Origin of the sequence: Allobaileyella intestinalis (assembly GCF_009695865.1) — a bacterium.
In the GTDB taxonomy this organism is placed as follows: domain Bacteria; phylum Bacillota; class Clostridia; order Peptostreptococcales; family Anaerovoracaceae; genus Allobaileyella; species Allobaileyella intestinalis.
The window spans coordinates 45,445-69,183 of the sequence record NZ_VUNB01000004.1; the positions used below are offsets into that span (position 1 = coordinate 45,445).

Below are 23,739 nucleotides of genomic sequence, written 5' to 3' on the forward strand. Positions count from 1 at the left end.
AATATGAACGAAGAAAAGAAGATTTCAAGAATAGCAATTATAGGAGCAATGGACAATGAGATTCTTCATCTGAAGGAAACCATTGAAAATGGGGAAATGGAAATGGCCGGACCTGGTAAAACCCTTAAAGTCTGGAAGGGTAACCTGGGAAAAGCTGAGGTAATTGTGGCAAAGAGCGGCATTGGAAAGGTAAACGCTGCACTTTGCACGCAGATACTTATTGATGAATACTCACCAGACCTGGTTATTAACACAGGTATTGCAGGAGCTCTGGATCCTTCCCTTTCAGTGGGAGATGCAGTTGTGGCCAGAGGCCTGATCCAGCATGACTTCGATGTAACAGCATTTGGTCACGTTAAGGGATATATGAGTACAGGAGAAGACGATACCAGGCCTACGGTGTACCTGCCTGACAGAAAATGTGCCAATCTCATGGCCGAGGCGGCTTCCGAGCTTATGTCAGCTGAGCAGGTGAAGGAAGGGTATATCGTCACTGGCGATCAGTTCGTTTCCGAGATTCATAAGAAAAAAGAGCTTTTCCAGATGTTCGGTGCCATGGCGGCAGAGATGGAAGGTGGAGCAATTGCCCAGGCTGCAGCCTATAATAATGTTCCATTTGCATCTATGAGGGTGATCTCTGATCTTGCCCAAGGTGGAATGGGAGCAATTCAGTCCTATGAAGAATTCGAGGACAATGCTGCTAAGCTCTCGGCAATGATAGTAATTACGATGATAGGCAAGATTGAAAATGATCAGGAACATCAATAATTCCTTACTGATAAAAGACAGAGATGACGAAAACCGCCTCCTTCACATCATTCTGGATGTGGGGGAGGCTTTGATGGGTTATGGAGCAGAGGTAAGCCGTGTGGAGGATACCATGTCCAGGATCGCCAAGGCATACGGTGCTGTGGAGGTGGACGTTATGGCCATCACTGCAAGTATTATGCTTACGGTGAGATTCAAGGGAGGCCATGAGTGTACCCAGACCAGGAGAATGAAAAGTGTAGCCGGCAATGATTTTACGAAGTTTGATGCCATAAACACCCTTAGCCGTGCTGTCTGCAGAAATCCTGTGCCTCTGAATCAGCTGGATCAGAGGGTGACAGCAATTATTAAGGCGAAAAACAACTGGGTGGCCGATCTGGCAGGCTATCTTCTGGTGGGAGCAGGTTTCGGAGTTTTTTTTGGAGGAAATCTGTGGGACGTGATTCTTTCCACTATTGGAGGTCTTATTATTTTCACCTGTCAGATTTATCTGGCTCCTTTCTGCATGAACACTATCGTTTTCAACCTTATTGCATCTCTTATTACAGGATTCTGCATATATCCTACTGCGGTGTTCCTTCCAGCAGCCAATCCCGATGTGGTTCTGATATCCGATATCATGCTGCTAATACCGGGCCTGGCCATGACCAATGCAGTAAGGGACATTATTCTTGGAGACACTATTGCAGGTCTTATGAGGCTTATTGAAACTTTCCTGTGGGCAACGGCTCTTGCCATAGGATTTCTGGCCATCATGGTACTGTTGTAGGAGGTGGTCAGATGCTGGGTTTACACGATTATATTCAGATAGCAGGGGCCTTTGTGGGTGCGCTGGGATTCGCCCTGGTTTTCAGACTGAGAAAAGGACTTCTTCCTGCTGCGGCAATTGGCGGCATGCTTGAATGGACGATTTATCTTATTTCGTACAACCTCATTGGAGGTACGGCAGTTTTCTGGCCTTCAATGATCGCCAGCCTTTTCTGTTCCCTTTACTCGGAAGTTATGGCAAGGAAGATGAAGGCACCTTCAACGATTTTCCTAGTTCCGGGGCTGATTCCCCTTATTCCGGGAAAGAACCTGTACTACGTCATGAGCTATGCCGTACAGAATGACTGGAAGCAGATGCAGTACAACGCCGCTCAGCTGGTTCAGTTCGCACTGGGTATAGTGGCAGGGGCTGCAGTGATATGGGTTCTGGTGGATTTTATAAGAAGAATAAAAAACTGGGAGCAAAGCTGATACGCCTGCTCCCTTTTTTCACGTTTAAGTTTATAAATTAGAATGTCAGTGATGCAAATTCCGGATCAATCTGATATCTTAGTTTTTCCAGTGTTTTCTTTACAGTAGGGATGCTCACGATTATTACGGTAATAACTCCTTCTGCTGCAAGATATGTGAAATTATACCAGACAGACCATGTTACAGCGTTGAATCCCTTTGGTGCATAGGAACCGAAGAAGACTATACCGGAAAGAACAGCCATGGCATATCTTCCGATTAATCCTACAATATATCCTTTTACGATGCCGTTCTTCTTGTTTCTCATGAGCCCTCCAAGGCCTAGAGCTCCAAAGGCCAGGGGATAGTCCACCAGCATCTGGAGAGGATGGATTACATATGGTCCGAAAATCAGATTAAGGAGTCCTACGCACATTCCGGCAGTAACACCTCTTCTTGTTCCCAGATAGTAAGCACAGAGCACTATTGGAAGGTTGGACAGGGGAGTAACGGAGCCGCCCTGGGGCATGGAGAAAAGCTTGAACTGTCCCAGAACGATGGCAGCTGCAACCATCAGTGCAGAAATGGTGAGAGCCTTAACATCTGCACCTCTGCCAGGAGTTTTCTGATTCTTTGGTGGAATAAGCGCCAGAAGAAAAAAGACCACTATTACGGCAATGACAGAAATCTGCCCTTTGCCAGATTCAAAAAAACTCTGAAGATTACCCATGGGTATTTACGTCCTTTCTATAACAAAACAATGGATTGATATTTTTCCTATTGGACTTTTATGTGTCAGTCCTACTGAAAGAGGTTATCATAAACGAAGATTATTTTCCATTCCGTTGACCTTCGGACCTGGGTGAATTAGAATTTTTCTACATCAGTTGCATTTTACGCTGCAAATTATAGAGGAGGTATGTTGCCTTGACTGAACATTCTGCTGCCGGTGGCTTCGAACAAGTAAACACAGGGAGATCCTCGCAGATGGTTTATGAAGATCTGTCTGAGAGAATAATACGGGGAGAGTACCTGACCGGAGAGAAACTGCCTTCGGAAAAGGAGCTGATGCTTCGTTACAACAGGAGTCACGGTACAGTCAGAGACGGGATCAAGATGCTCCAGGCCATGGGAATGGTAAGGATAATACCTGGGGGAGGGGCAGAAGTCATAAGTTCCACAGATACGTTTTACAAAACAGTCGTAGAGATCTTAGCTTCTTCCCGCATTTCCATGGGACAGATAATTGAATTTGTAAAAGAATCTGAACCCCGGCTGCTCAGTAAATTCTTTTACAGGATAGATGAGGAATCCATTGTAAAAATGGAGATGGCCTTCGAGAAACTGGAATTGATTTGCCAGAGTCCGGAGCAGGATGGTATTCACGAACAGTTAAGCAGAATACATATTGAGATGATAAAAGGCATGAATAATCCATGTCTTACAGCCCTCTTTTCTGCCTTGTCATTTCTGTGGATAGAATACGTAAGAAAAAAAGAAAATAAGGATAAAATCAATACATTTGATACTAAGAATCTTATAAAGACTCACCGCAGGCTTATTGATGCCATGAGGACAGACGATCCTGCAATTGCAGTGAAAGCCCTGAAAGAGGGAAAGAGCTGCCTTTTCTATGATAGCAAGGGTATAAGAGGAGAGAAATACACCTATGATGGAAAGGCCCTTACCGAAGAATTGTACGGTGTTAAGACGGATTCCAGAGCTTCGCTGAAGGCTTACTGCCAGATTCTGGGCATGATAATTTCAGGTCAGCTTAAAGGAGGACAGAAAATGCCGGCAGAAAGGAAGCTTACTGAGACTCTTGGAATAAGCCGGCCCGTATTGATCGAGGCCCTGAGAATGCTGGAGGTCAGAGGTTATATTGAGAGAAACAGAGGAAGCGGCACTGTGGTCAGAAATGTAGATGACATGGGGGCAGAAAGAATCCTTAATATAATGTACCGGCGGGGAGAGATAACTTTCAGACACGTGTTTGAAGTGAGAGAAATATGTGAGCCCGTGGCTTTCCAGTTTGCAGCCCGGTTCAGGAAATATTCTGATATCAGGCAGATCCAGATTGCACTAGACGAGGCCTGGACAGAGGGGAGAGACAGCATCGATCACTATATGGGATACGGTGTGAACTTCGATTGCAAGGCTGCTGAAATCTGCGGGAATAAGGTTCTATACTGGGTAGAAAGGATTTCTTCTCAGTTCTGCCATGACCTTCTCGGTGCAAAGCTGGTTAAACTTCCTGCACATTTTGCACAGCAGCTTATGAAACAGATTTACGATGAGCATTCTGACATGCTGTCATATATTGCGGTGAGAGACGAAGATGCTGTGAGACAGTTATGTGAAAGGCATCTTAAGGTCATTGCAGATGCAGCTTTCTAGTATTGAGCAGGGGCGTGGGAAGAATAAATGATATGAAACACAATAAAACAAAATGAAACAGAACCGGAGGATCTGTAGCCCTTTCTCAGTGATGAATCATCTGGAGAGAGGGAGTATTTCCGCCGGTTCTGTTTCTGCTTGAAAAAATAGTTCAGAAAGAGCTTTTATATTGCTCCTGCCTCCTGGATCTTCATTGATCAAGAAGCAGGATGAGCAATCATCAGATATTGAGAAGGGTAGCTGCCATCATTGCCTTGATGGTATGCATCCTGTTCTCTGCCTCGTCCCAGACGATGGACTGAGGACTTTCAAATACTTCGTCGGTAACTTCAATAGCATCGATACCGAATTTTTCGTAGATATATCTTCCGTTTGCAGTGTCCAGGTTGTGGTATGCAGGAAGACAGTGCATGAATACAGTGGATTCCTTCCCAGTTGCCTTCATGAGCTTGGAAGTAACCTGGTAATCCATTAAATCTCCGATTCTTTCTTTCCAGATTTCGTCAGGCTCTCCCATGGAAACCCACACATCTGTGCTGATAACGTCTGCGTCTATTACAGCCTTGTATGGATCAGGCTCGTGAGTTATAGTGGCGCCGCTTTCCTTGGCCATTTCAACGCATTTTTCGTATATTTCACTGCTCTGGAGATATTTTTCAGGGCAGCAGGCAACAAAGTCCAGGCCCAGCTTAGCACAGCCTATCATGAGAGAATTTCCCATGTTGAAGCTGTTATCACCCATGAACACGAATTTTATGCCTTTCAATTTGCCAAAATGCTCCTTGATTGTCAGCATGTCAGCAAGAATCTGTGTAGGATGGAATTCGTCGGTAAGGCCGTTCCACACTGGTACACTGGAGTATTTTGCCAGGTCTTCAACTACTTCCTGGCCGTAGCCACGATACTCTATGCCGTCAAACATCCTTGTGAGAACCCGGGCAGTATCTGCAATGGACTCTTTTTTTCCAATATGAGAACCGTGGGAGTCGAAAAATGTTGCGCTCATTCCCAGATCGTTTGCTGCTACGTTGAAGCTGGAGAAGGTTCTGGTGCTGTGCTTCTCGAATATCAGTGCAATGTTCTTGCCTTCGCAGAGCCGGTGGGGAATGCCGTTTTTCTTCATATCCTTCAGTTCCTGGGCCAGGTCAAGGATTCCAAGTATCTGTTCTTCGCTGAAATCCAGCAGGGTAAGAAAATCTTTCCCGTAAATTCTTATTTTACTCTTAGTCACAATATGCTCCTTTTCCCCTTATTTGATGAAACCGTTTATATATTCTATTTGCTTGTGGATTGAATCAGAGGATGGACCTCCTTCTGAGGTCCTGCTGGCAACGCAGTATGCCAGGTCAATCTTGCTGTAGATATCATCCTCAATGAGGTCGCTGGATTCTTTGTATTTTTCCATAGGAACCTGATCCAGAGTGATTCCCTGAGCCATACACCAGGATACAAGATCTCCTGTAATCTTGTATGCAGTTCGGAAAGGCATTCCCTTTACTGTAAGGTAATCTGCCAGATCTGTAGCGTTAATGAATCCCTGGCCTGCAGCCTTCAGCATGTTCTCGGGAATTGCTTTCATGGTGCTGAGCATTGGTGCGAAAACTGTGAGGCACATTTTGACAGTGTCCACAGCATCGAAAACAGCTTCCTTATCTTCCTGCATATCCTTGTTGTAGGCCAGAGGCAGTCCCTTAAGCATGGTCAGAATGGTGACCAGATCCCCATATACTCTTCCTGTCTTTCCCCGCACAAGTTCCGCAATATCGGGATTTTTTTTCTGAGGCATTATGCTTGAACCGGTGGTAAAAGAATCATCCAGCTGGACAAACTTGAACTCCCAGCTTGCCCAGAGAATGATTTCCTCTGAAAAACGGGAAAGGTGCATCATGATTGTGGACAATGTACTTAGTAGTTCAATGCAGTAATCCCTGTCGGAAACGCCGTCCAGGCTGTTCATCATGATTCCGTCAAAACCCAGGGCATGGGCTGTCATATACCTGTCAGTATGGTAGGTTGTGCCTGCCAGAGCGCAGCAGCCCAGAGGATTCTGGTTCATCCGCTTCACGCAGTCCTGGAGGCGGGTCAGGTCTCTTGTAAACATCATTCCATAGGCCAGAAGGTGATGGGCAAAACTGATAGGCTGTGCTCTCTGAAGGTGGGTGTACCCCGGCATTATAGTCTTCTCGTTTTCAGAAGCCTGTTTAATAATGGATTTCAGTACTTCCTTGATCAGATTTGAAATTTCTTCAGCCTGATCCCTGAGATAGATGCGGAGATCTGTTGCAACCTGATCGTTACGGCTCCTTGCAGTATGAAGCATTTTTCCCGGCTCGCCAATGCGGGCTGTCAGCTCTCCCTCAATGAAGGTGTGAATATCCTCTGCAGTCTGGTCTATCTGAAGCTTTCCTGAATCCAGATCATCCAGAATTGACAGAAGACCTTCAGTTATTTCATCTGCTGCCTTCTTCGGAATAATCCCCATGGCACCAAGCATTGTAGCGTGAGCAACGGAGCCTCTTATGTCCTGGCTGTACATTCTGGAATCTGTCTTGATTGAAGAATTGAAATCATCTGCTTTGCTGTCCAGTGCTTTGTGAAGGTCTCCTGCCCACAGTTTGTTCATTTCCTTACCTCGCGTGTTTACTATGAAAAAAATGGTTTCTCTTGTCCGGTGGTTACGGCACCCAGAGGGTGAGGGGCCTTTCAGGCTGCTTCTCACCCCTGTAGTTCCGGAACCAGAATTGTTTTTACTTGTTCTTCTTGCTTACCTGAGCCTGTACGGAAATAGGCAGTGCCCAGAGATTAATGAATCCGCCTGCATCCTTCTGGTCGTAAACATGATCTTCGCTGAATGTGGCAATTTCTTCAGAATACAGGGACCAGTCGCTCCAAACTCCTGCTTTGATGATGTTTCCCTTGTAGAGCTTCAGCTTTACTGTACCAGTAACGTGTTCCTGGGTTTTCTCAGCGAAGGCTGACAGGGCTTCCCTTAAAGGTGTGTACCACTGTCCGTTATAGAGAAGCTCGCCGAATGTAATGGAAAGTTCAGCTTTTTTGTGCTGGGTCATCTTGTCGAGACAGATGGTTTCCAGGTACTGATGAGCAGCGTACAGAATTTCTCCGCCAGGAGTCTCATAAACTCCGCGGCTCTTCATTCCTACCAGACGGTTCTCAACAATATCCAGGATGCCGATTCCGTTCTTTCCGCCAATCTTATTGAGAGCCAGGATGATGTCTTTTGCAGTCATTGTCTCACCGTTAAGAGATACTGGCGCACCTGACTCAAATCCGATAGTTACGTACTCAGGCTGGTCTGGTGCCTGGAGGGGGGAAACTCCCAGTTCAAGGAATCCTGGTTTCTCAAGCTGAGGCTCATTGCCCGGATCTTCCAGATCCATTCCCTCGTGAGAAAGGTGCCACAGGTTCTTGTCCTTAGAGTAATTTGTTTCCTTGCTGATCTTAAGCGGAACATGATGAGCCTCTGCATACTCGATTTCTTCTTCCCTGGACTTGATTTCCCACTCCCTCCATGGGGCAATTATTGTCAGCCCCGGAGCAAAAGCTTTCAGTGTAAGCTCAAAACGAACCTGGTCATTTCCCTTTCCGGTGCAGCCGTGGCAGATAGCGTCAGCCCCTTCTTTAATAGCTATTTCAGCCAGACGCTTGGCGATAACAGGCCTTGCCAGAGCTGTTCCGAGAAGATAATCTTCATATTTTGCACCCATCTTCAGAGTAGGGATTATCATATCGTTTACGAACTCATCTGTCAGATCCTCAACGTAGAGCTTGGATGCTCCGGACTTTATTGCCTTTTCCTCAAGGCCTTCCAGCTCATCGGCCTGTCCTACGTTTCCGGAAACTGCGATGATCTCAGGGTCATTGTAGTTTTCCTTCAGCCACGGAATAATAACTGATGTATCCAGACCGCCGGAATATGCAAGTACGATTTTTTTGATCTCTTTCTTTTCTGAACTGTTCATTTTCAAGCCTCCCTTTGTTTTGAAACCCTCCGGATAAAATAATCTGCTGTATCTCTGCCGGAAGGAAATTGCCGATTTGGTATAAATTTGCGTAAAATGTTATATTCATTCAATCGATGGTATGATTATATGGAAAAATGAATATAAATGCAAGGGCAAATTTGTAAAAAATCGGCAAAATACTGTATTATTGGGAATACAATGTTTAATAAATATACATTTGCAACTTGTGTTATACTTACGAAAGTTAAAAGTTTAAACATCTTTGCAGTTTTCTGTATTTCCGGGGAATTAAGTGATGGATTTAAAAAACTATTCCGATCTTACCAATGAAACCAAATACGAAGTAAAGAACAGTGTGTTCAGGTTGTTTACTGTAGTAGTGCTTGTGACACTGCAGATATATTTTATTGTCAGGCTGGCTTACAGGCTGAGCCATTACAGCACGTGGATCCAGACCGGGATAACATTTCTTACATTAATAGTAGTTCTGACAATATTCAGCCGTGATCTTAACTCTGCATATAAAATACCTTGGATCATGCTTATCATGGCATTCCCTATAGTGGGCCTGTGTCTGTATTTTCTTATGGGAGTGCCATATACAAATATCCGGATGAAGAGGCGGTTTCAGAAGGTGGACGATGAACTTTTTCCTTTGATTCCTCAGGATCCTGAGATCCTAAATGAGATAGAAGAAAAAGATCTGTCAGTTGCAAATATCTTCAGATATGTTTCAAATTATGCTCGTTTTCCAGTATGGTCGGAAACTGACATAACTTACTATTCAGATGCCCTGGAAGGCCTTGAGGCCCAGAAGGCGGATCTAAGGAAGGCGGAACGGTTTATCTTCATGGAATACCACGCCATTGAAGATAAGGAAGCTTTTCAGGGAATAAAAGAAATACTGATTGAAAAGGTCAGGGAAGGAGTGGAAGTCAGGCTGTTCTACGATGATGTGGGAAGTATTGGATTCATCAATCCTGACTTTGCTTACAGAATGGAGGCACTGGGTATAAAGTGCAGAGCCTTTAATCCGGTAATGCCCCTTATAAACATCTTCATGAACAACAGGGATCACCGGAAGATTACTGTAATTGACGGGAAGGTGGGATTTACCGGCGGCTACAACCTGGCAAACGAATATTTTCACATAACTCAGCCTTACGGTCACTGGAAGGATACGGGAATAAGGCTGGAAGGAAAGGCAGTAAAAAATCTGACAGTGGCTTTTCTTGAAATGTGGAACGGTGCCAGCAAAAATGGAAGAGAAGATAAGGAGCTGTTCCGGTATCTTCCTGATATTCCTTATGATGGAGTGGAGAGATGCTACATCCAGCCCTATGGTGACAGTCCTCTGGACAAGGAACAGACTGGAGAGAATGTATATATGAGCATCCTGAAAGATGCGAAAAAATACTGTTACTTCATTACTCCATATCTGGTTCTCACAGACGAGATGCAGAGAGAGATGCAGATGGCTGCCAGAAGAGGGGTTGATGTAAGGATAATTACTCCTGGAATCCCTGATAAAAAGGTGATATACAAGCTTACCAGGTCTTTTTACACCAGGCTTTGCAGAAACGGAGTGAAAATATTTGAGTACAGACCGGGATTCTGCCATGCAAAAATGTGCATAGCTGATGACCATCTGGCCACCGTCGGAACTATTAATCTTGATTACAGAAGCTTATACCTTCACTTTGAGAATGGATGTCTGATCTACAACTCTCACGTTGTGGAAGAAATAAGAAAAGATTTTGAGGAAATGTTCCGGGAGTGCGAGGATGTAACCACTCGGTTCAGCATTAAGAGAAGTCTTCCGGTCAGGGCAGCTCAATGCCTCCTGAGACTCATTGCCCCGTTGCTGTAGAATCTGCAGAATATGAGGCAGCATAAGGCAGAATTATGCAGTAAAGTAGATGCTTTTTAATAACAGCAAGGGGAGCCGTATCCGCGGCTCCCCTTACTGTTAGAGATGGAATAATATGGAAAATGGTTATATTCCAACCTGACGTGAACCTCCAAGAAATGTAGGAAGTTCTTTTCCTTGTCTCATCCATGTCTTATACTCAGCTGTTGCTGTCCAGAATACGTCACCTGATGAATTCAGAGCTGTTTCGAGAGAATCCTGGATAACTCCAACGATGAAGCCAACCCCTACTACCTGCATGGCCAGGTCGTTGCTGATTCCGAAAAGGGAACATGCCATAGGTATCAGCATGAGGGAACCGCCAGCTACTCCGGAAGCTCCTGCAGCAGAGAGGGCTGCAAGAACACACAGAACAACGGAGGAGGCAATATCCACCTGTATGTGAAGAGTGTGGCAGGCGGCCATGGTCATTACAGCAATGGTAATAGCTGCGCCGTTCATGTTAATAGTAGCACCCAGAGGAATAGATACAGTGTACATATCTTCGTCAAGGCCTAATTTCTCGCAGAGTTTAAGGTTAACCGGTATGTTGGCTGCAGATGAACGGGTGAAGAAGGCCATGACAGCAGATTCCTTCAGGCATCTCATAAGCAGGGGATACGGATTTCTCCTGAGAATGATGAAACAGAGCAATGGGTTGACTATCAGCACAGCGAAGAACATGCATCCTATCAAAAGGAGAAGGAGAGAGCCATAGTCTTTGAAAATAGCCAGTCCGTTTGAAGAAACGTTGGTGAACATAAGTCCCATGATACCGAAAGGAGCAAGGTTAATGACCCATCTTACGGCCTGGGATACTGCGTCGGAAAGGTCGCTCATGAATCTCCTTGTTGAATCAGCAGCATAAATCTTCAGAGCAAGACCGAGAATGACTGCCCAGGCCAGTATGCCCAGATAATTGGCATTGACCAGTGCGCTGACAGGGTTGTCTACAAGATTCATCAGGAGATTGTGAAAAACCTCGGCAAAGCCGCTTGGAGGGTTTGTTTCAGAGGCTGCCGCCTTTGCAAATGTGATGGTCTGTGGAAAAATAGAGCTTCCCACAACTGCAGTTACACCGCCCAGTGTTGTTCCTGCAAGGTAGAGTACTATAACAAGACCGAAGCGGCGGTCCAGCTTGCTGGAACTCTGGCATAGAGATGCTATGACGAGAACAAACACCAGAATCGGCGCAACAGCCTTCAATGCGCCTACGAACATATCACCGAAAACGCTTAGTCCCTTTGCTCCTGGAACAGCAACTCCAAGAGCAGCGCCGATGATCAGTCCAATTACAATTCTAACTATCAGACTGGTGTCGTTATACTTCTTTACGATACCCTTTAAGACGGACATGATTTTTCCTTTCTGAACTAAATAGTATTTCGTATTTCCTCGTTTTTCTTGAATTTTATTGTACCGTAGTACAACAAAATTCACTATTAATTGAGCGATAATACAATAACATATAAATGTGTTAGATACAAACTGTTGATAAAAAGAATTTATATTTATAATAACAAAAAAATATACCTGGACTATGAAAACAGGGAAATTTCCGTAGAAGTAAGGAGCCTATGAGATGTATACTATTAAAGGCATCTGCAGATGAACGTAGTTTCAGATGCTCTTGATCCTTTGATCTAAGAAAAGCGAAAGGAGTATTACGCTTATGAGGCAGGAAACAAAGTGTATTCAGGCTGGATATAACCCGGGAAATGGTGATCCGAGAATGATTCCTATTATTCAGAGCACCACCTTTAAATATGATACAAGTGAGGATATGGGCAAACTGTTCGATCTGGAAGCATCAGGATATTTTTATTCCAGGCTCCAGAATCCAACCAGCGATTATGTTGCTGCAAAAATTTGTGCTCTTGAAGGCGGTTCAGCGGCTATGCTCACTTCCTCCGGGCAGGCGGCAAATTTCTTTGCAGTTTTCAATCTGGCCCAGGCAGGAGATCATGTTATTTCTTCTGCATCTATATACGGAGGAACATACAACCTGTTTAACGTTACCATGCGGAAAATGGGAATTGATTTTACCTTTGTGGATCCGGACTGCTCTGAAGAGGAATTAAATGAGGCCTTTAAACCTAATACCAAGTGTGTCTTCGGAGAGACCATTGCGAACCCGGCTCTGACAGTCTTCGATTTTGAAAAATTCAGCAAGGCAGCTCATGACCACGGTGTTCCTCTCATTGTGGATAATACCTTTGCTACTCCTGTAAACTGCAGGCCATTTGAATGGGGAACAGATATTGTAACTCATTCTACAACTAAATACATGGACGGCCATGACGCAACAGTAGGGGGCTGTATTGTAGATTCCGGAAAATTCGACTGGATGGCCCATAAGGAAAAGTTCCCTGGACTTTGCACCCCGGATGAATCATATCACGGCATCACCTATGCAGAGAAATTCGGCCAGGAAGGGGCTTATATAACAAAGGCTACAGCTCAGCTCATGAGAGATTTCGGGGCAGTTCAATCTCCTGTTAACGCTTATCTTCTGAACCTGGGACTGGAATCCCTGGCGGTCAGAATGAAAAGGCACTGTGAGAATGCTCTCAAGCTTGCTGAATTCCTTGAGGCAAATGATAAAGTATCCTGGGTTGAATACCCGGGTCTCCCTTCAAACAAGTATTATGAAAGGGCAAAGAAATACATGCCAGAAGGAACCTGCGGAGTTATTTCCTTCGGTGTAAAAGGGGGAAGGAAAGCGGCAGAGGAGTTTATGAAGCATCTCAAAGTTGCCATCATAGCCACCCACGTTGCTGATGCACATTCGTGTGTACTTCATCCGGCTTCTTCAACTCACAGGCAGCTTTCAGATGAAGAACTGGTTGCAGCAGGAGTTGCGCCTGATCTGGTAAGATTCAGCTGCGGAATAGAAAATATAGAAGATATTATCGAAGATGTATCGAAGGCTCTCGAAAGCATATAAGTATCTTTAGATAGTTAAATAAATATGGAGCAGGGGATACCGTTGATACGGTGCCCCTGTTTTTTAGTGAATCGAAAGAAATAAAGCTAGAAAAAACGCCCCGGATAAACCGGAGCGCCTTTCCTAGCTTTGATTTTTTTTTGGATGAAGTAGTAAATGTGATAAATAACTATAGCGATAATTGCGTTTGTGATTTAGCCCCAGAATGACTTAATCTGACCATAAACGATCATTGCCATGAAGAGAGGTCCAAGCCACTTGATGCAGAAGTCGTAGAAGCCCTTGGTCTTGAATACTCCGCCAGGAGCTGATGAAGCAACTTCATCATCAATGTAGTGAGGAACAACCCATCCAAGCAGGATAGCCATGATAAGTCCGGTAAGAGGCATCAGGATTCCTTCTGCCAGGCAGTCCCAAACGTCCAGAACACTGCCCTGTCCGAAGAGGTGGAACCAGTTCATCTTAGGGTTTCCGCCCAGGCAGTCAAATACTGTCAGGAAGTTGCCGATGAATGCTACAGCGCACATGATCGAAGAAACTACTACTCTGTTTGCAGACTTTCCAGCCTTGATTCTGGAGTCCAGAATAGCGGAAATACCAGCCTCCATCATTCCGATGGAAGAAGACAGTGCTGCAAAGAATACCAGCAGCCAGAACATGAGCTGGAAGATTCTTCCTGCAAATCCCATGTGCTGGAATACAGTAGTCATGGATACGAACAGCAGTCCAGGACCAGCACCAGGCTCCAGGCCGAATGCGAATACTGCAGGGAAGATAGCCATTCCGGCAAGTACTGCTACCAGAGAGTCACCAGCGGTGATAATAGCAGCATCCTTCTCCAGGTTCTCTTTCTTGCCCAGATATGAACCGTAGGCAATAATGCATCCAGATGACAGTGACAGTGAGAAGAACATCTGTCCGCCAGCCAGTGAAACTACATCGAAGAAGCTCTTCTTCCACATTGTAAGGTCAGGGCTGAACAGGAACTTAAGTCCAGGACCTGCGCCAGGCAGTGTGCAGGATCTGATTACTACGATAATCAGAAGGAAGAAGAGGGCAGGCATTGCGATCTTGCAGAACTTCTCGATACCGCCGGATACTCCGCCGAATACGATGACAGTTGTAATTGCAAGGAACAGTACCATCCACATTACTCCCTTGCCTACCTGACCAACACTGATCATGTCGCCGAACATCTGTCCAGGATCCATGGATTCGATATCTGTCTTGCTGGAGAAAAGTCCGATAACAGAATCTACCAGGTACTTGGTGATATATCCGCCGAATGTGCAGTAGAAAGCAATCAGGAACCAAGGAACTGCGGTCTGCAGAACACCGTTGAAGGTGAATCTGTGATCAGCTTCCTTGTAGGCTTCGATGGCAGCCTTCTGTGTCTTACGACCAAGAGTAATCTCGGAAAGCATCAGAGGATATCCTACGATTACTGCCAGGATGATGTAGATCAGCAGGAAAGCAAATCCGCCGCCGATTCCCATCTTGTAAGGGAATGACCACAGGTTACCCAGTCCTACAGCTGAACCAAGAGAGGCCATCAGGAATCCAAAGTTGGAATTAAATTGGCCTTTATTGTTGTCTTCCATAGTTACCTCCATATAATGAATAACCAAAGCTTTTATGCACAAATTATAAAACCTGTACAATATGTTGTCAATATGATGAAGTGCATCACACAACCGAGATATGGGGGTCACATAATAGTCACGTTTAATTTCATCAGTATAAAAATGCCGTAAAAATCAATGGTTTAATGCGTTCACACAAATTACAACAAGAAAAATGTATCGTGCACCAATATCTGTGCACGATACACTAATTTTGAATAAAAAATGTATATAAAGAATTTTTTATGTTTATTCATTAACAAATTAATTCAGGTTAAATTAATCCCAGCCTATTCTGTAAGGAACATGATCTTCCACCAGTTTAATCAGATTCATCAAATAAAAATCCCCCTCCATGGTTAATGAAAGGGGATTGATTTAAATGCTGTATTACATTACTTATTACATACTGCCTGGAGATTTTACGGTGTAGCAGTTCCTCCGCCGGTAGTACCACCTCCAGTGGTTCCTCCGGTTGTGCCGCCGCCGGTAGTACCACCGCCTGTATTTCCTCCAGTTGTGCCGCCAGTATTTCCGCTATCTGGCGTGGATGGGGTAGTTGGTGTCGATGGCGTTGAAGGTGTTGTCTGAGTAGTAGTTTCTTCTTTCTTTTCCTCTTCCTTCGTAGTGGTTTCTTCCTCCACCTTCATAACAAGCTTCTGAACACCGGTTTCTGTTCCCTTTGTAAAATACTCTCCATTTGACTTAACTACATCTGAAGGCATTTTCTTATAGGATCCGGTTTTTGCCTTCGGAATCTGGTTCATGATCTTGCCCCAGAGAGCGGCTGCCATGTTGGACATGCTGGTCAGCTTGATGTTTACGTCCGATCCAATCCAAAGTACAGCAGTATAGTGCGGCGTAAATCCGTCAAACCAGATATCGTAGTTATCATTTGTTGTTCCGGTTTTTCCTCCTGCCTGAACTCCCGATATTGCAGCAGGCTGACCAAGTCCGTTTGAAACTACGGATTTCAGAAGGTCTGTCATTATCCATGCCACACCTTCATCCAGAACTTTGTGAGAACCGGATTTGGATTTAAGGAGAACTTTTCCGTTCCTGTCGGTTACCTTTGTATAAGCAACTGAATCTTTTCTTACTCCTCCGTTAGGGAAGGATGCATATGCCTGGGCCATTTCCAAAGGTTTAACACCGTGGGTGAAACCTCCAAGAGCGAGAGCAGCAGGGGTCATGTCGTTTGAAGACTCAGATGTATCTGTTACAACTGTAGTGAGTCCGAATTTCTTCAGCATTTCAGCAGAATATTCGTTTCCAACCTGCTGCTGTATCTTTACAGCACAGGTGTTGATGGACTGCTGAAGGGCTTTTCTAAATGAAACAGAACCGACAAAATTGTTTTCAGCGTTCTTAGGCCACTGCTGTCCTCCAAAGTACAGAGGCTCATCTACAATGGTTGATGCAGCAGTCAGGTAATCACCGTACCCGGAAGTTCCCTGCCTGGAGTTGCCTACATTATGGTAGGAGAATTTCTGTCCTTCAGCCTGAAGCTCATAACTCTTCTGAAGAGCTGCACCATATACACTGAGAGGCTTGATGGATGATCCTGACTGTCTGGTGTGGATTGTTCTGTTATAAAGCTGACGTCCCACTACGTTTCGTCCGCCTACCATTGCCTTTATGTGACCAGTGCCGTTTTCAACAATGACCATGGCTGCCTGAGGCTGCATAACCTTTGAAGGCAGGGAGTACACGTCCTGGGTAAGGATAACCTTGCTTCCGTCAATCTGTATCTGCCCCGGATATTTCTTAAAGAATTTGGAGGAGATAACAAGGTCGTTATTCTTGTCCAGTTTCTTATATTCAGCCGGAATCTTAATATAGCCTCCTGGATATACGTTGAGAACTCCATCTTCATTGATGAATGTCTGCTTGAATTCAAGGCTGTAGTCAACTATTCCGTTAGACTCGGTTCTGTAAATGTTCAGCCTGTGTCCCCGTTTGATGGTTACAGAGCCGTTCTTGTTTACAGTTGCCTCATCTGGTCCCATGATGAAATTGCCGCTGCTGTCGAAGAAATTGCTGTATTTGTAAAGCATTACATAGCCGGAAGAATCCAACATGTTCCCATTTCCGTCATATCTGAATCCGGTGAGGGAAGGGAAGTTGGACTCATCTTTAAACTCTTTCACAATTGCATTCTGTGCATCTGAATCCAGAGTTGAGTAGATGTTCAGACCGCCTGTGTAGATCATACGGCTGGCTTCTTCTTCGGTGATGTTGTACTTCTTCATCAGATCTTTCTTTACTTCATTTACCATGTAATCAGTAAAGTAAGAATCATTGCCTGTTGTAGTCTTGATATCAGGGTTAATGAAGTCTATGAGAGGCTTGTTGTAAACCTGGTCATGCTGCTCCTTTGTAATGTATCCCTGTTTCTCCATCAGGTCCAGACAGGTCTGACGTCTGTCCTTTGACATATCGTTACAGATGTAGGTGTCAGGCTCTCTCATTATTATGTTAGTGTCACCTTCGGTTACTGTGCTGCTGTCAGCCAGTTTTACCAGAGCGTAACTGTCAGGAGCCTGTGGAAGTGCAGCCAGGGCAGCGCATTCCTCAAGGGAGAGATCCTTAGGATCCTTTGAAAAATAGGAATGGGCTGCTGTGTCTATTCCGTAGTTGCCAAAACCAAGGTAGATGGTGTTAAGGTATGCGGTAATGATTTCCTTCTTGCTTAATGCATGTTCAATCTGGCTGGCGTAATACATTTCTATTACTTTACGCCTGATACTTCGCTGACTCTTGATATTAGGAAGATATACATTACGAGCCAGCTGCTGGGTAATGGTACTGGTACCAGAAATGGCGCCACTTCCCGTCACTGACTGGACAACAGCTCCCATCATTCTTGTCCAGTTAAAACCATGGTGCTTCCAGAATGTTTTGTCTTCCAGAGCAACGAAGGCGTTTACGGCATTTGCAGGGAGATCGTCATATGAGATGAACTTCCTGTCTTCCGTGTAGTAAACATTGTCAATAGCTTTTCCTTCATCGTTGTATACTGTAGAACTCTCGGCAATGTTATCGTAAAGCTTGGAAGGGTCGATCTTCGGAGCCATACTGATTACGATGAAGCAGTATATAAACAAGATGACCACCATTATGGCAAAGAGCACTAGAAGCGTCCGGAGAGTCCTTAATGGACTGAACAGGTACAGCGAATTCTTGACTTCTTTGCCCTTGACGTTTACCGTGCTGCCGGCACCTGGTCTGTAATTGGGATTCTCCTTCTTGAAAAGGAGAGTTAATTTTTCCTTCATGGTATCGCCGGAAAGGAAAGATTTTTTCTTTTTCGAATGTGTTCCGCTCATACTATTGCTGTTTTTCTTCTCTTTCTCATAACGGCGGGAAGCCTTGTCAAATAAAGCTACCTTCCTGCGGGCTTTATGATCTTTGTTTGTTACAGAAGTCAGATCGACGCCGTCTTCGGAAACTATAAAATCTCTGTCTCCGGGAGAGCCGGAGCCGGGATCTGTTGTGATACTATCATTGCTGCTGTTGTTGGAATCAGAATCATCAAACCGGGAAAGAAAGTATTCAATTTCTTTCTCTTCCTGATTTCTGTCCTCTATTTCCTTTCGCATCTCATACCTCCTGAAATTGGGAACATAGATTACAGTATTATAGCATAATAGAAGGCCCATATCCCGGAATACGTAAATTTAAGCAATAATTAATAAAAATTCTTTTATCTTGAAAAAATATTAAGATTTCAGGCCTTTACACAGGAGAATTTACACAGGAGAAACAGAAGAAAAAAGGGCTTCCCCATAAAAGGAAGCCCTGCATAAAATTTGTATATTTGTACTTATTAAACTGGAAACTACTTTACTTTCACGCTTTGAGCAATAAAGTTCATAAGGGCGTTTGCTATGTAGCTCTTGCCGTTCTGAGCCACGCTTACATGAAGTATGCTGGCTCTGTCGTTAGCAGCTGAAAGATATGAACATGCAGTTACGTACGTATCGTCATTCTCCTGAAGTCCCATGTCTTTTCCTGTAACATTGTTTACCTTAGTGTAGAAGTTGGAGAACTGCAGAGGAAGCTGAGGGTTAATTCCAGTGAATGCATCTGTTTCGGATACTGTGGATACTGATGCATTTGCCAGCTTGGCTGCAGTGCTGTTCTCGTCTTCAACCTGATCCATGTAAATCTTGTTAAGTGCGCTGGTAGAGACTGTAAGATCTATTGTGTCTCCGTTTTCCTTCAGGTCGGTGAAACAGTTGTAGGCGTAAGGATCGTTCTCTTTATGAACGTCTGTAGCCTCGGTTTTGTCAAATCTGTAAACTCCATTCTCAATAGTGTAGAGAAGGTTAATCATGGAGCCGGTTGTTTCGTCACTGTATACCTGTGAAGGCAGTTGTTCCTCTTTCTCTATGGTTTCGTATGTATAGGCAATATCAGGATAGTCCTTGTGATATTTCTTCCTGAAGCTTTCTCCTTTATTGTCAAGGTATTTGGTCAGATCAGGCATTGTATATGAATTTACCATGACGGTTGCTGTCAGGGATTCAGGATACATATTTCCGTGACTTACCACCTTCAGATCTGAAATCTGGAATGGGACTGATTTTCCCTTCAGATAGGTGAGAAGGTTTTCAAAGGTATCTATTGGATCAGGCTGAGAACCCATGCTGGATCTCGGATCGTTTGTGGTGCAGCCTGAAATGGTAATCTTCACACCTGAATCGCAGGTTCTGGCAGTCATTTCTTTCTTTACCGCAAAATCAGACATCTTTCCGGCGAAGGAATTCATGGAAAGATATGATGATTTATTGGAGTCCAGGAAGAACACGTTTGAATTGTCAGGGATCAATGATCCGGAAAGTCCGGCAGCACCCTTGTGAAGATTGTCTTCATTATTAAGGAAGATAACTGTAAGGGGAGTGCCTTTTCCGTGTTCTGCAATATACTTTGCAGTGGCAAGGGAAGAAGCGTCATCTGCCAGGGTATTCCTGTTGTATTCAGTAACTATTACAGTCGCAGGCTGATCAGACTTTGAAGACGTTGCAGCACGCTGTATAATCAGATTGCCTTTGCTGTCGGTGTTCCAGCTGAGTTTATTCTTTTCAGCCCACTTCTCCAGGGATGAAAGCTGGTCGCTGTTGCTTCCTTTTGTCTCACCCTTTTCCTCGAGAGCCTCAAACATCTTCTTGTATTCGCTTCTGTTTACCATATGAAGACGTGCTGTCTTATAATATGCCAGAAGGCCAACGGCAACAGCTGCAATGAGAACTACGATCAATGTTGTTTTATTATTGTGCTTATGCTCTGTCATAGTAGAACCTTTCTATTGAAATTCTGTGGTATTATACACTAATATAGAGAAGGGATAAAGTTGGAAACTGGGGAATATTCATCACAATAATGACATATTTCTACAGTCGAAAACATTCCCGGAGAGAAATTCAGTTTTTTTAAAAAAATAGTCCTTGCAATGAGGCATTCCATTGTGGTAAAATCTTCCTTGCGTTGAATGACGTGAGATATTGAGATTGTAAGGAGGTGCGGCAAATGTCTAGAAAATGCGAAGTTTGCGGTAAGGGCCAGGCATCCGGAAACGCTGTTTCACATTCTAACAGACACAGCAGAAGAAAGTGGAATGCTAATATTCAGACTGTAAGAGTGAATGATAACGGAACAGTAAGAAAGGCTAACGTTTGCACAAGCTGCTTGAGAGCTGGCAAAGTAAACCGTGCCATCTAATAAATAAATTCCGGTTATTGTCCTGAGCAATTCAGCTCAGGATTTTTTTGTTTTCCAGACTATTGTTCTTGTTATATCAGGAGGCATCATGGCATTACTGACCAGAAATGAATATGGAATCGTAGCGGTCAACAACGCGGTTCTGGAGAAGCTTACTGTAGACAACATGCTTTCTCTTTCCTCAATGCTGGTTCCTTGCAGCAAAAAGGGAAGGCTGCTGAGGCAGAGGTTCTGGAATGGCCTTGGAGATATGTTGAAGTCGGTGAATATTCAGTCCAAAGACCACGACGTTCATGTTGATGTTACTTTTGCGGTCTATGCTGGCATTGATCCTGAGGATGCGGCCGGCAGGCTATTTGACATGATAGAAGCAGACTTCGAAACACTGTGCCTTGATAAGCCAAAGGTGCTGACTGCACATGTGGCGGGTACTATTGATAAACGAAAAGACCCTGGCGAAAAAGGCCGTTCTTCTGGAAAAGGTCTGATTACAGAGGGCAGCAGGGTGATTACGAGAACCAATGAAATCTAACGAGAAACTGGAATTTAACAGCCCCGTAACAGAAATAAAAGGCATAGGAAATAAGAAAAAAGATCTGCTGGAGAACCTGAATATCTTCACCGCAGGAGATATGCTCAGACATTTCCCATTCAGATTCAGGGACAGGAGAAAGTTCCTTTCACCGGTAATGGCTTCTGACGGATCAGAAATTCTTACATCCGGTATTCTTATAAGGAAGGGGAACCGGAGAATCAGCGGCGGAAGATCCATGTCGACTATAACTTTCAGGGGAGACAATTATAGTTTTGTGGCGGTTTTCTTTAATATGCCCTACCTGATGAAGAGTCTTAACGTGGGGACAGAATATTCTGTTTTTGGAAAAGTGTCCCACAGAAACGGCATGGCTGTTTTCACAACTCCTGAGATTACAGAGAAAGGCAGTGAACAGGACCGCCTGGGCATAATTCCCGTGTACCATTGTACAGCAGGCATTACCACCAGGGATTTTATAAAATGGGAGACCGAGATCCTGAAAAATTGCGGAAGCCTTGACAAGGAATGGCTGGGAGAGACTTTGGTGGAAGAACGTAAGCTCTGCAGCCAGAGATATGCTTATACTAATGCCCATTTTCCTGAAAGCGAGCATAAATTTGCTGCAGCCAGATACAGGCTCGTGTATGAGGAGCTTCTGATATATCAGCTGGCTCTCAGATCTGAAGAAGCAGAAAGGGAAGAAGATAGAAACGGAAAGATGGATTTCACCGATCCTTCAGAGTTTATAAAAAGTCTTCCTTTTACTCTTACCTCGGGTCAAAGAAATGCTGTAGAAGATATACGGAAGGATCTGGCGAAAGAAAAGCCCATGAACAGGTTGATTCAGGGAGATGTGGGATGCGGCAAAACGGTGGTGGCTGAAGCGGCAGTATACCTTGCCTTCAGAAACGGAAAGCAGTCTGCAGTCATGGCACCCACAGAGATTCTGGCTCGTCAGCATTTTCACGATATGAGTCAGGCTTTTGAAAAGTTTGGCATCAGAACAGGCCTTCTTGTAAGCAGCATGAAGGAAAGTGAAAAGAAACGGATTCTTGAACAGCTGTGTGACGGTGACATAGACCTTATTGTTGGAACTCATTCTCTTCTAGGGGAAAAAGTTGTATTTCACAATCTGGGGCTGGTTGTCACTGATGAGCAGCACCGCTTCGGAGTGAGGCAGCGAAGAGCGCTGGCAGAAAAGTCTTCTGGAGTTAACGTACTGGTAATGTCAGCCACACCTATTCCCAGAACGCTGGCATCTACTGTTTTCGGCTCCATGGACTTCAGCACCATAGAGATGAAGCCGGCCAGCAGGCTGCCTGTGATTACAAGAGGACTGACAGGCAAAACAAGAAACAAGGCATATGCTGCCGTAAGAGATCAGCTGAGCAAAGGTCACCAGGCTTATGTTGTAGCTCCCAGCATTGATGAAGATGAGAATCTGAATTCCGCTATGAAGCTCTACAATGAACTGAAGGAAAAGTTCCGCGGCTACAAGGTCAGCCTCATCCACGGACGGATGGGAAAAGACCAGAAGGAAGAAATAATGTGGGCTTTTGCCAGGGGCGAGTCGGATATTCTTGTTTCTACTGTGGTTATCGAGGTTGGAATAAACGTTCCCGGGGCCACAATCATAGTTATTGAAAACTCAGAAAGATTCGGCCTTGCCCAGCTTCACCAGCTTCGCGGAAGAGTGGGAAGAAATGATCTTCAGTCATATTGCTACCTCATTAACTACGGCAGTTCCTCCCAGTCAGAAGAGAGGGTCAGAATTATGACTGAAACCAGCGACGGCTTCATAATAGCAAGGGAAGACTACAGGCTCAGAGGTCCTGGGGACATAATGGGAACTATGCAGCACGGAGCGGCAGCAGAAGTTTCAAATCTCCTCAGATATCAGGACATTCTTGAAGCAGCGGGAGATGATGCTCTAAAGATCATCTCAGGATCTTACAAAGATCTGGACATGGATGAAATGAACCGGAGGATAGGAAAACTTTCGGTTGTTGACAATAGCAACGTTATCTGACACCAATAGATTATTTCTAGTAGAGAATGTCAAAGGAGACGTGAATAAATGAAAATAGTAGCAGGAGAATATAAATACAGGAAGATTGAGATTCCAGAAGGCATCCGGCCTACAACAGAGAAGGTCAGGGAGGCTGTTTTCAGCATGATTAATTTCAGTGTTCCAGGGGCAAAGGTGCTGGACCTTTTTGCAGGTTCTGGCAGCCTGGGTCTGGAGGCTCTTTCCAGAGGGGCAGATATCTGCTGGTTCAATGAGGGAGACAGGGCTAATTTCCGTGTTTTGAAGAGAAATAGTGAAAATTGCAAGGCTGGAGACAGGGCAGTTCTGTATAATCACGACTTCAGAAAGTGCCTGAGCCTTCTGACCGAAAAGCCTGATATTGTATTTCTTGATCCTCCATACCGGTCAGGCTTTTATGAAGAAGCTTTCAGATTATTAGAAGAAAATGACCTGGTTAAGGAAGGTATGATAGTGGTTGCAGAACATCTTTACGATAATAAATTATCGGATTCATACGGAAGGCTTGTAAAAATTAAGGAAAAAAAGTACGGAACCATTGGCGTTGACCTGTTTGAGGCTCGTTAATTGTTGCATATACAAATACCAT

The 23,739-nt window shown here is 44.5% G+C and carries 18 protein-coding genes; 10 read left to right on the forward strand and 8 right to left on the reverse strand.

From position 1 onward, the window contains the following. Positions 1–3 precede the first annotated feature (3 nt). The 3 genes from FYJ66_RS05210 to FYJ66_RS05220 are packed head-to-tail and all read left to right on the forward strand — an operon-like array spanning position 4 to position 2,007. Complete coding sequence (locus tag FYJ66_RS05210) at positions 4–768, forward strand: 5'-methylthioadenosine/adenosylhomocysteine nucleosidase (protein WP_154572461.1); 765 nt, start codon at positions 4–6, stop codon at positions 766–768. Next, positions 749–1,537 (forward strand): threonine/serine exporter family protein, encoded by a 789-nt coding sequence (locus FYJ66_RS05215; RefSeq protein WP_154572462.1) that lies wholly within the window; start codon positions 749–751, stop codon positions 1,535–1,537. The genes FYJ66_RS05210 and FYJ66_RS05215 overlap by 20 nt, the downstream gene beginning before the upstream one ends. Positions 1,538–1,548: 11 nt before the next feature. Next, positions 1,549–2,007 (forward strand): threonine/serine exporter family protein, encoded by a 459-nt coding sequence (locus tag FYJ66_RS05220; protein WP_154572463.1) that lies wholly within the window; start codon positions 1,549–1,551, stop codon positions 2,005–2,007. Positions 2,008–2,044: 37 nt separating this feature from the next. Here the strand turns inward: FYJ66_RS05220 and thiT are convergent, their stop codons facing one another. Next, a complete protein-coding gene (thiT, locus tag FYJ66_RS05225; protein ID WP_154572464.1) occupies positions 2,045–2,716 on the reverse strand; it encodes an energy-coupled thiamine transporter ThiT in 672 nt (223 codons plus the stop codon). 257 nt (positions 2,717–2,973) lie between these two features. Between thiT and FYJ66_RS05230 the strand changes: the two genes are divergently transcribed. Next, a complete protein-coding gene (locus tag FYJ66_RS05230; RefSeq protein WP_154572465.1) occupies positions 2,974–4,383 on the forward strand; it encodes a FadR/GntR family transcriptional regulator in 1,410 nt (469 codons plus the stop codon). A 220-nt stretch (positions 4,384–4,603) separates the two neighbouring features. Here FYJ66_RS05230 and argF read toward each other — a convergent pair whose 3' ends face one another. From argF to FYJ66_RS05245, 3 genes are all read right to left on the reverse strand, one after another. Next, a complete protein-coding gene (gene argF / locus FYJ66_RS05235; RefSeq protein ID WP_465250560.1) occupies positions 4,604–5,614 on the reverse strand; it encodes an ornithine carbamoyltransferase in 1,011 nt (336 codons plus the stop codon). Between the two features lie 18 nt (positions 5,615–5,632). Then, positions 5,633–7,006, reverse strand: a complete 1,374-nt coding sequence (gene argH, locus FYJ66_RS05240; protein WP_154572466.1) for an argininosuccinate lyase — start codon at positions 7,004–7,006, stop codon at positions 5,633–5,635. Between the two features lie 124 nt (positions 7,007–7,130). After that, positions 7,131–8,363 (reverse strand): argininosuccinate synthase, encoded by a 1,233-nt coding sequence (locus FYJ66_RS05245; protein ID WP_154572467.1) that lies wholly within the window; start codon positions 8,361–8,363, stop codon positions 7,131–7,133. 298 nt (positions 8,364–8,661) lie between these two features. On the opposite strand from FYJ66_RS05245, the gene cls reads away from it, so the two are divergent. After that, a complete protein-coding gene (gene cls, locus FYJ66_RS05250) occupies positions 8,662–10,236 on the forward strand; it encodes a cardiolipin synthase (protein WP_154572468.1) in 1,575 nt (524 codons plus the stop codon). Between the two features lie 126 nt (positions 10,237–10,362). Here the strand turns inward: cls and sstT are convergent, their stop codons facing one another. After that, positions 10,363–11,631: a serine/threonine transporter SstT gene (gene sstT, locus FYJ66_RS05255; protein WP_154572469.1), complete on the reverse strand. Its 1,269-nt coding sequence runs from the start codon at positions 11,629–11,631 to the stop codon at positions 10,363–10,365. A 316-nt stretch (positions 11,632–11,947) separates the two neighbouring features. On the opposite strand from sstT, the gene FYJ66_RS05260 reads away from it, so the two are divergent. Beyond that, complete coding sequence (locus FYJ66_RS05260) at positions 11,948–13,222, forward strand: O-acetylhomoserine aminocarboxypropyltransferase/cysteine synthase family protein (RefSeq protein ID WP_154572470.1); 1,275 nt, start codon at positions 11,948–11,950, stop codon at positions 13,220–13,222. A gap of 194 nt (positions 13,223–13,416) precedes the next feature. On the opposite strand, the gene FYJ66_RS05265 is transcribed toward FYJ66_RS05260, so the two are convergent. The 3 genes from FYJ66_RS05265 to FYJ66_RS05275 all read right to left on the reverse strand — a co-directional run bounded on the left by FYJ66_RS05265 (position 13,417) and on the right by FYJ66_RS05275 (position 20,140). Next, positions 13,417–14,823, reverse strand: a complete 1,407-nt coding sequence (locus FYJ66_RS05265; protein ID WP_154572471.1) for a sodium-dependent transporter — start codon at positions 14,821–14,823, stop codon at positions 13,417–13,419. Between the two features lie 443 nt (positions 14,824–15,266). After that, entirely contained in the window at positions 15,267–18,446 is a 3,180-nt protein-coding gene (locus FYJ66_RS05270; RefSeq protein WP_206157004.1) for a transglycosylase domain-containing protein, read from the reverse strand. Between the two features lie 239 nt (positions 18,447–18,685). Next, entirely contained in the window at positions 18,686–20,140 is a 1,455-nt protein-coding gene (locus FYJ66_RS05275) for a zinc-binding metallopeptidase family protein (protein ID WP_154572473.1), read from the reverse strand. A gap of 236 nt (positions 20,141–20,376) precedes the next feature. Here FYJ66_RS05275 and rpmB point away from each other — a divergent pair, with 236 nt between their 5' ends. From rpmB to rsmD, 4 genes are all read left to right on the forward strand, one after another. Continuing rightward, positions 20,377–20,568 carry a 50S ribosomal protein L28 gene (rpmB, locus tag FYJ66_RS05280; protein WP_154572474.1) on the forward strand — a complete coding sequence of 64 codons (192 nt, stop codon included), beginning with the start codon at positions 20,377–20,379 and terminating at the stop codon, positions 20,566–20,568. A gap of 88 nt (positions 20,569–20,656) precedes the next feature. Beyond that, complete coding sequence (locus tag FYJ66_RS05285) at positions 20,657–21,100, forward strand: hypothetical protein (protein ID WP_154572475.1); 444 nt, start codon at positions 20,657–20,659, stop codon at positions 21,098–21,100. Further along, positions 21,090–23,132: an ATP-dependent DNA helicase RecG gene (gene recG / locus FYJ66_RS05290; RefSeq protein ID WP_154572476.1), complete on the forward strand. Its 2,043-nt coding sequence runs from the start codon at positions 21,090–21,092 to the stop codon at positions 23,130–23,132. The genes FYJ66_RS05285 and recG overlap by 11 nt, the downstream gene beginning before the upstream one ends. A gap of 48 nt (positions 23,133–23,180) precedes the next feature. Continuing rightward, positions 23,181–23,717: a 16S rRNA (guanine(966)-N(2))-methyltransferase RsmD gene (rsmD, locus tag FYJ66_RS05295; RefSeq protein WP_154572477.1), complete on the forward strand. Its 537-nt coding sequence runs from the start codon at positions 23,181–23,183 to the stop codon at positions 23,715–23,717. Positions 23,718–23,739: the final 22 nt, after the last annotated feature.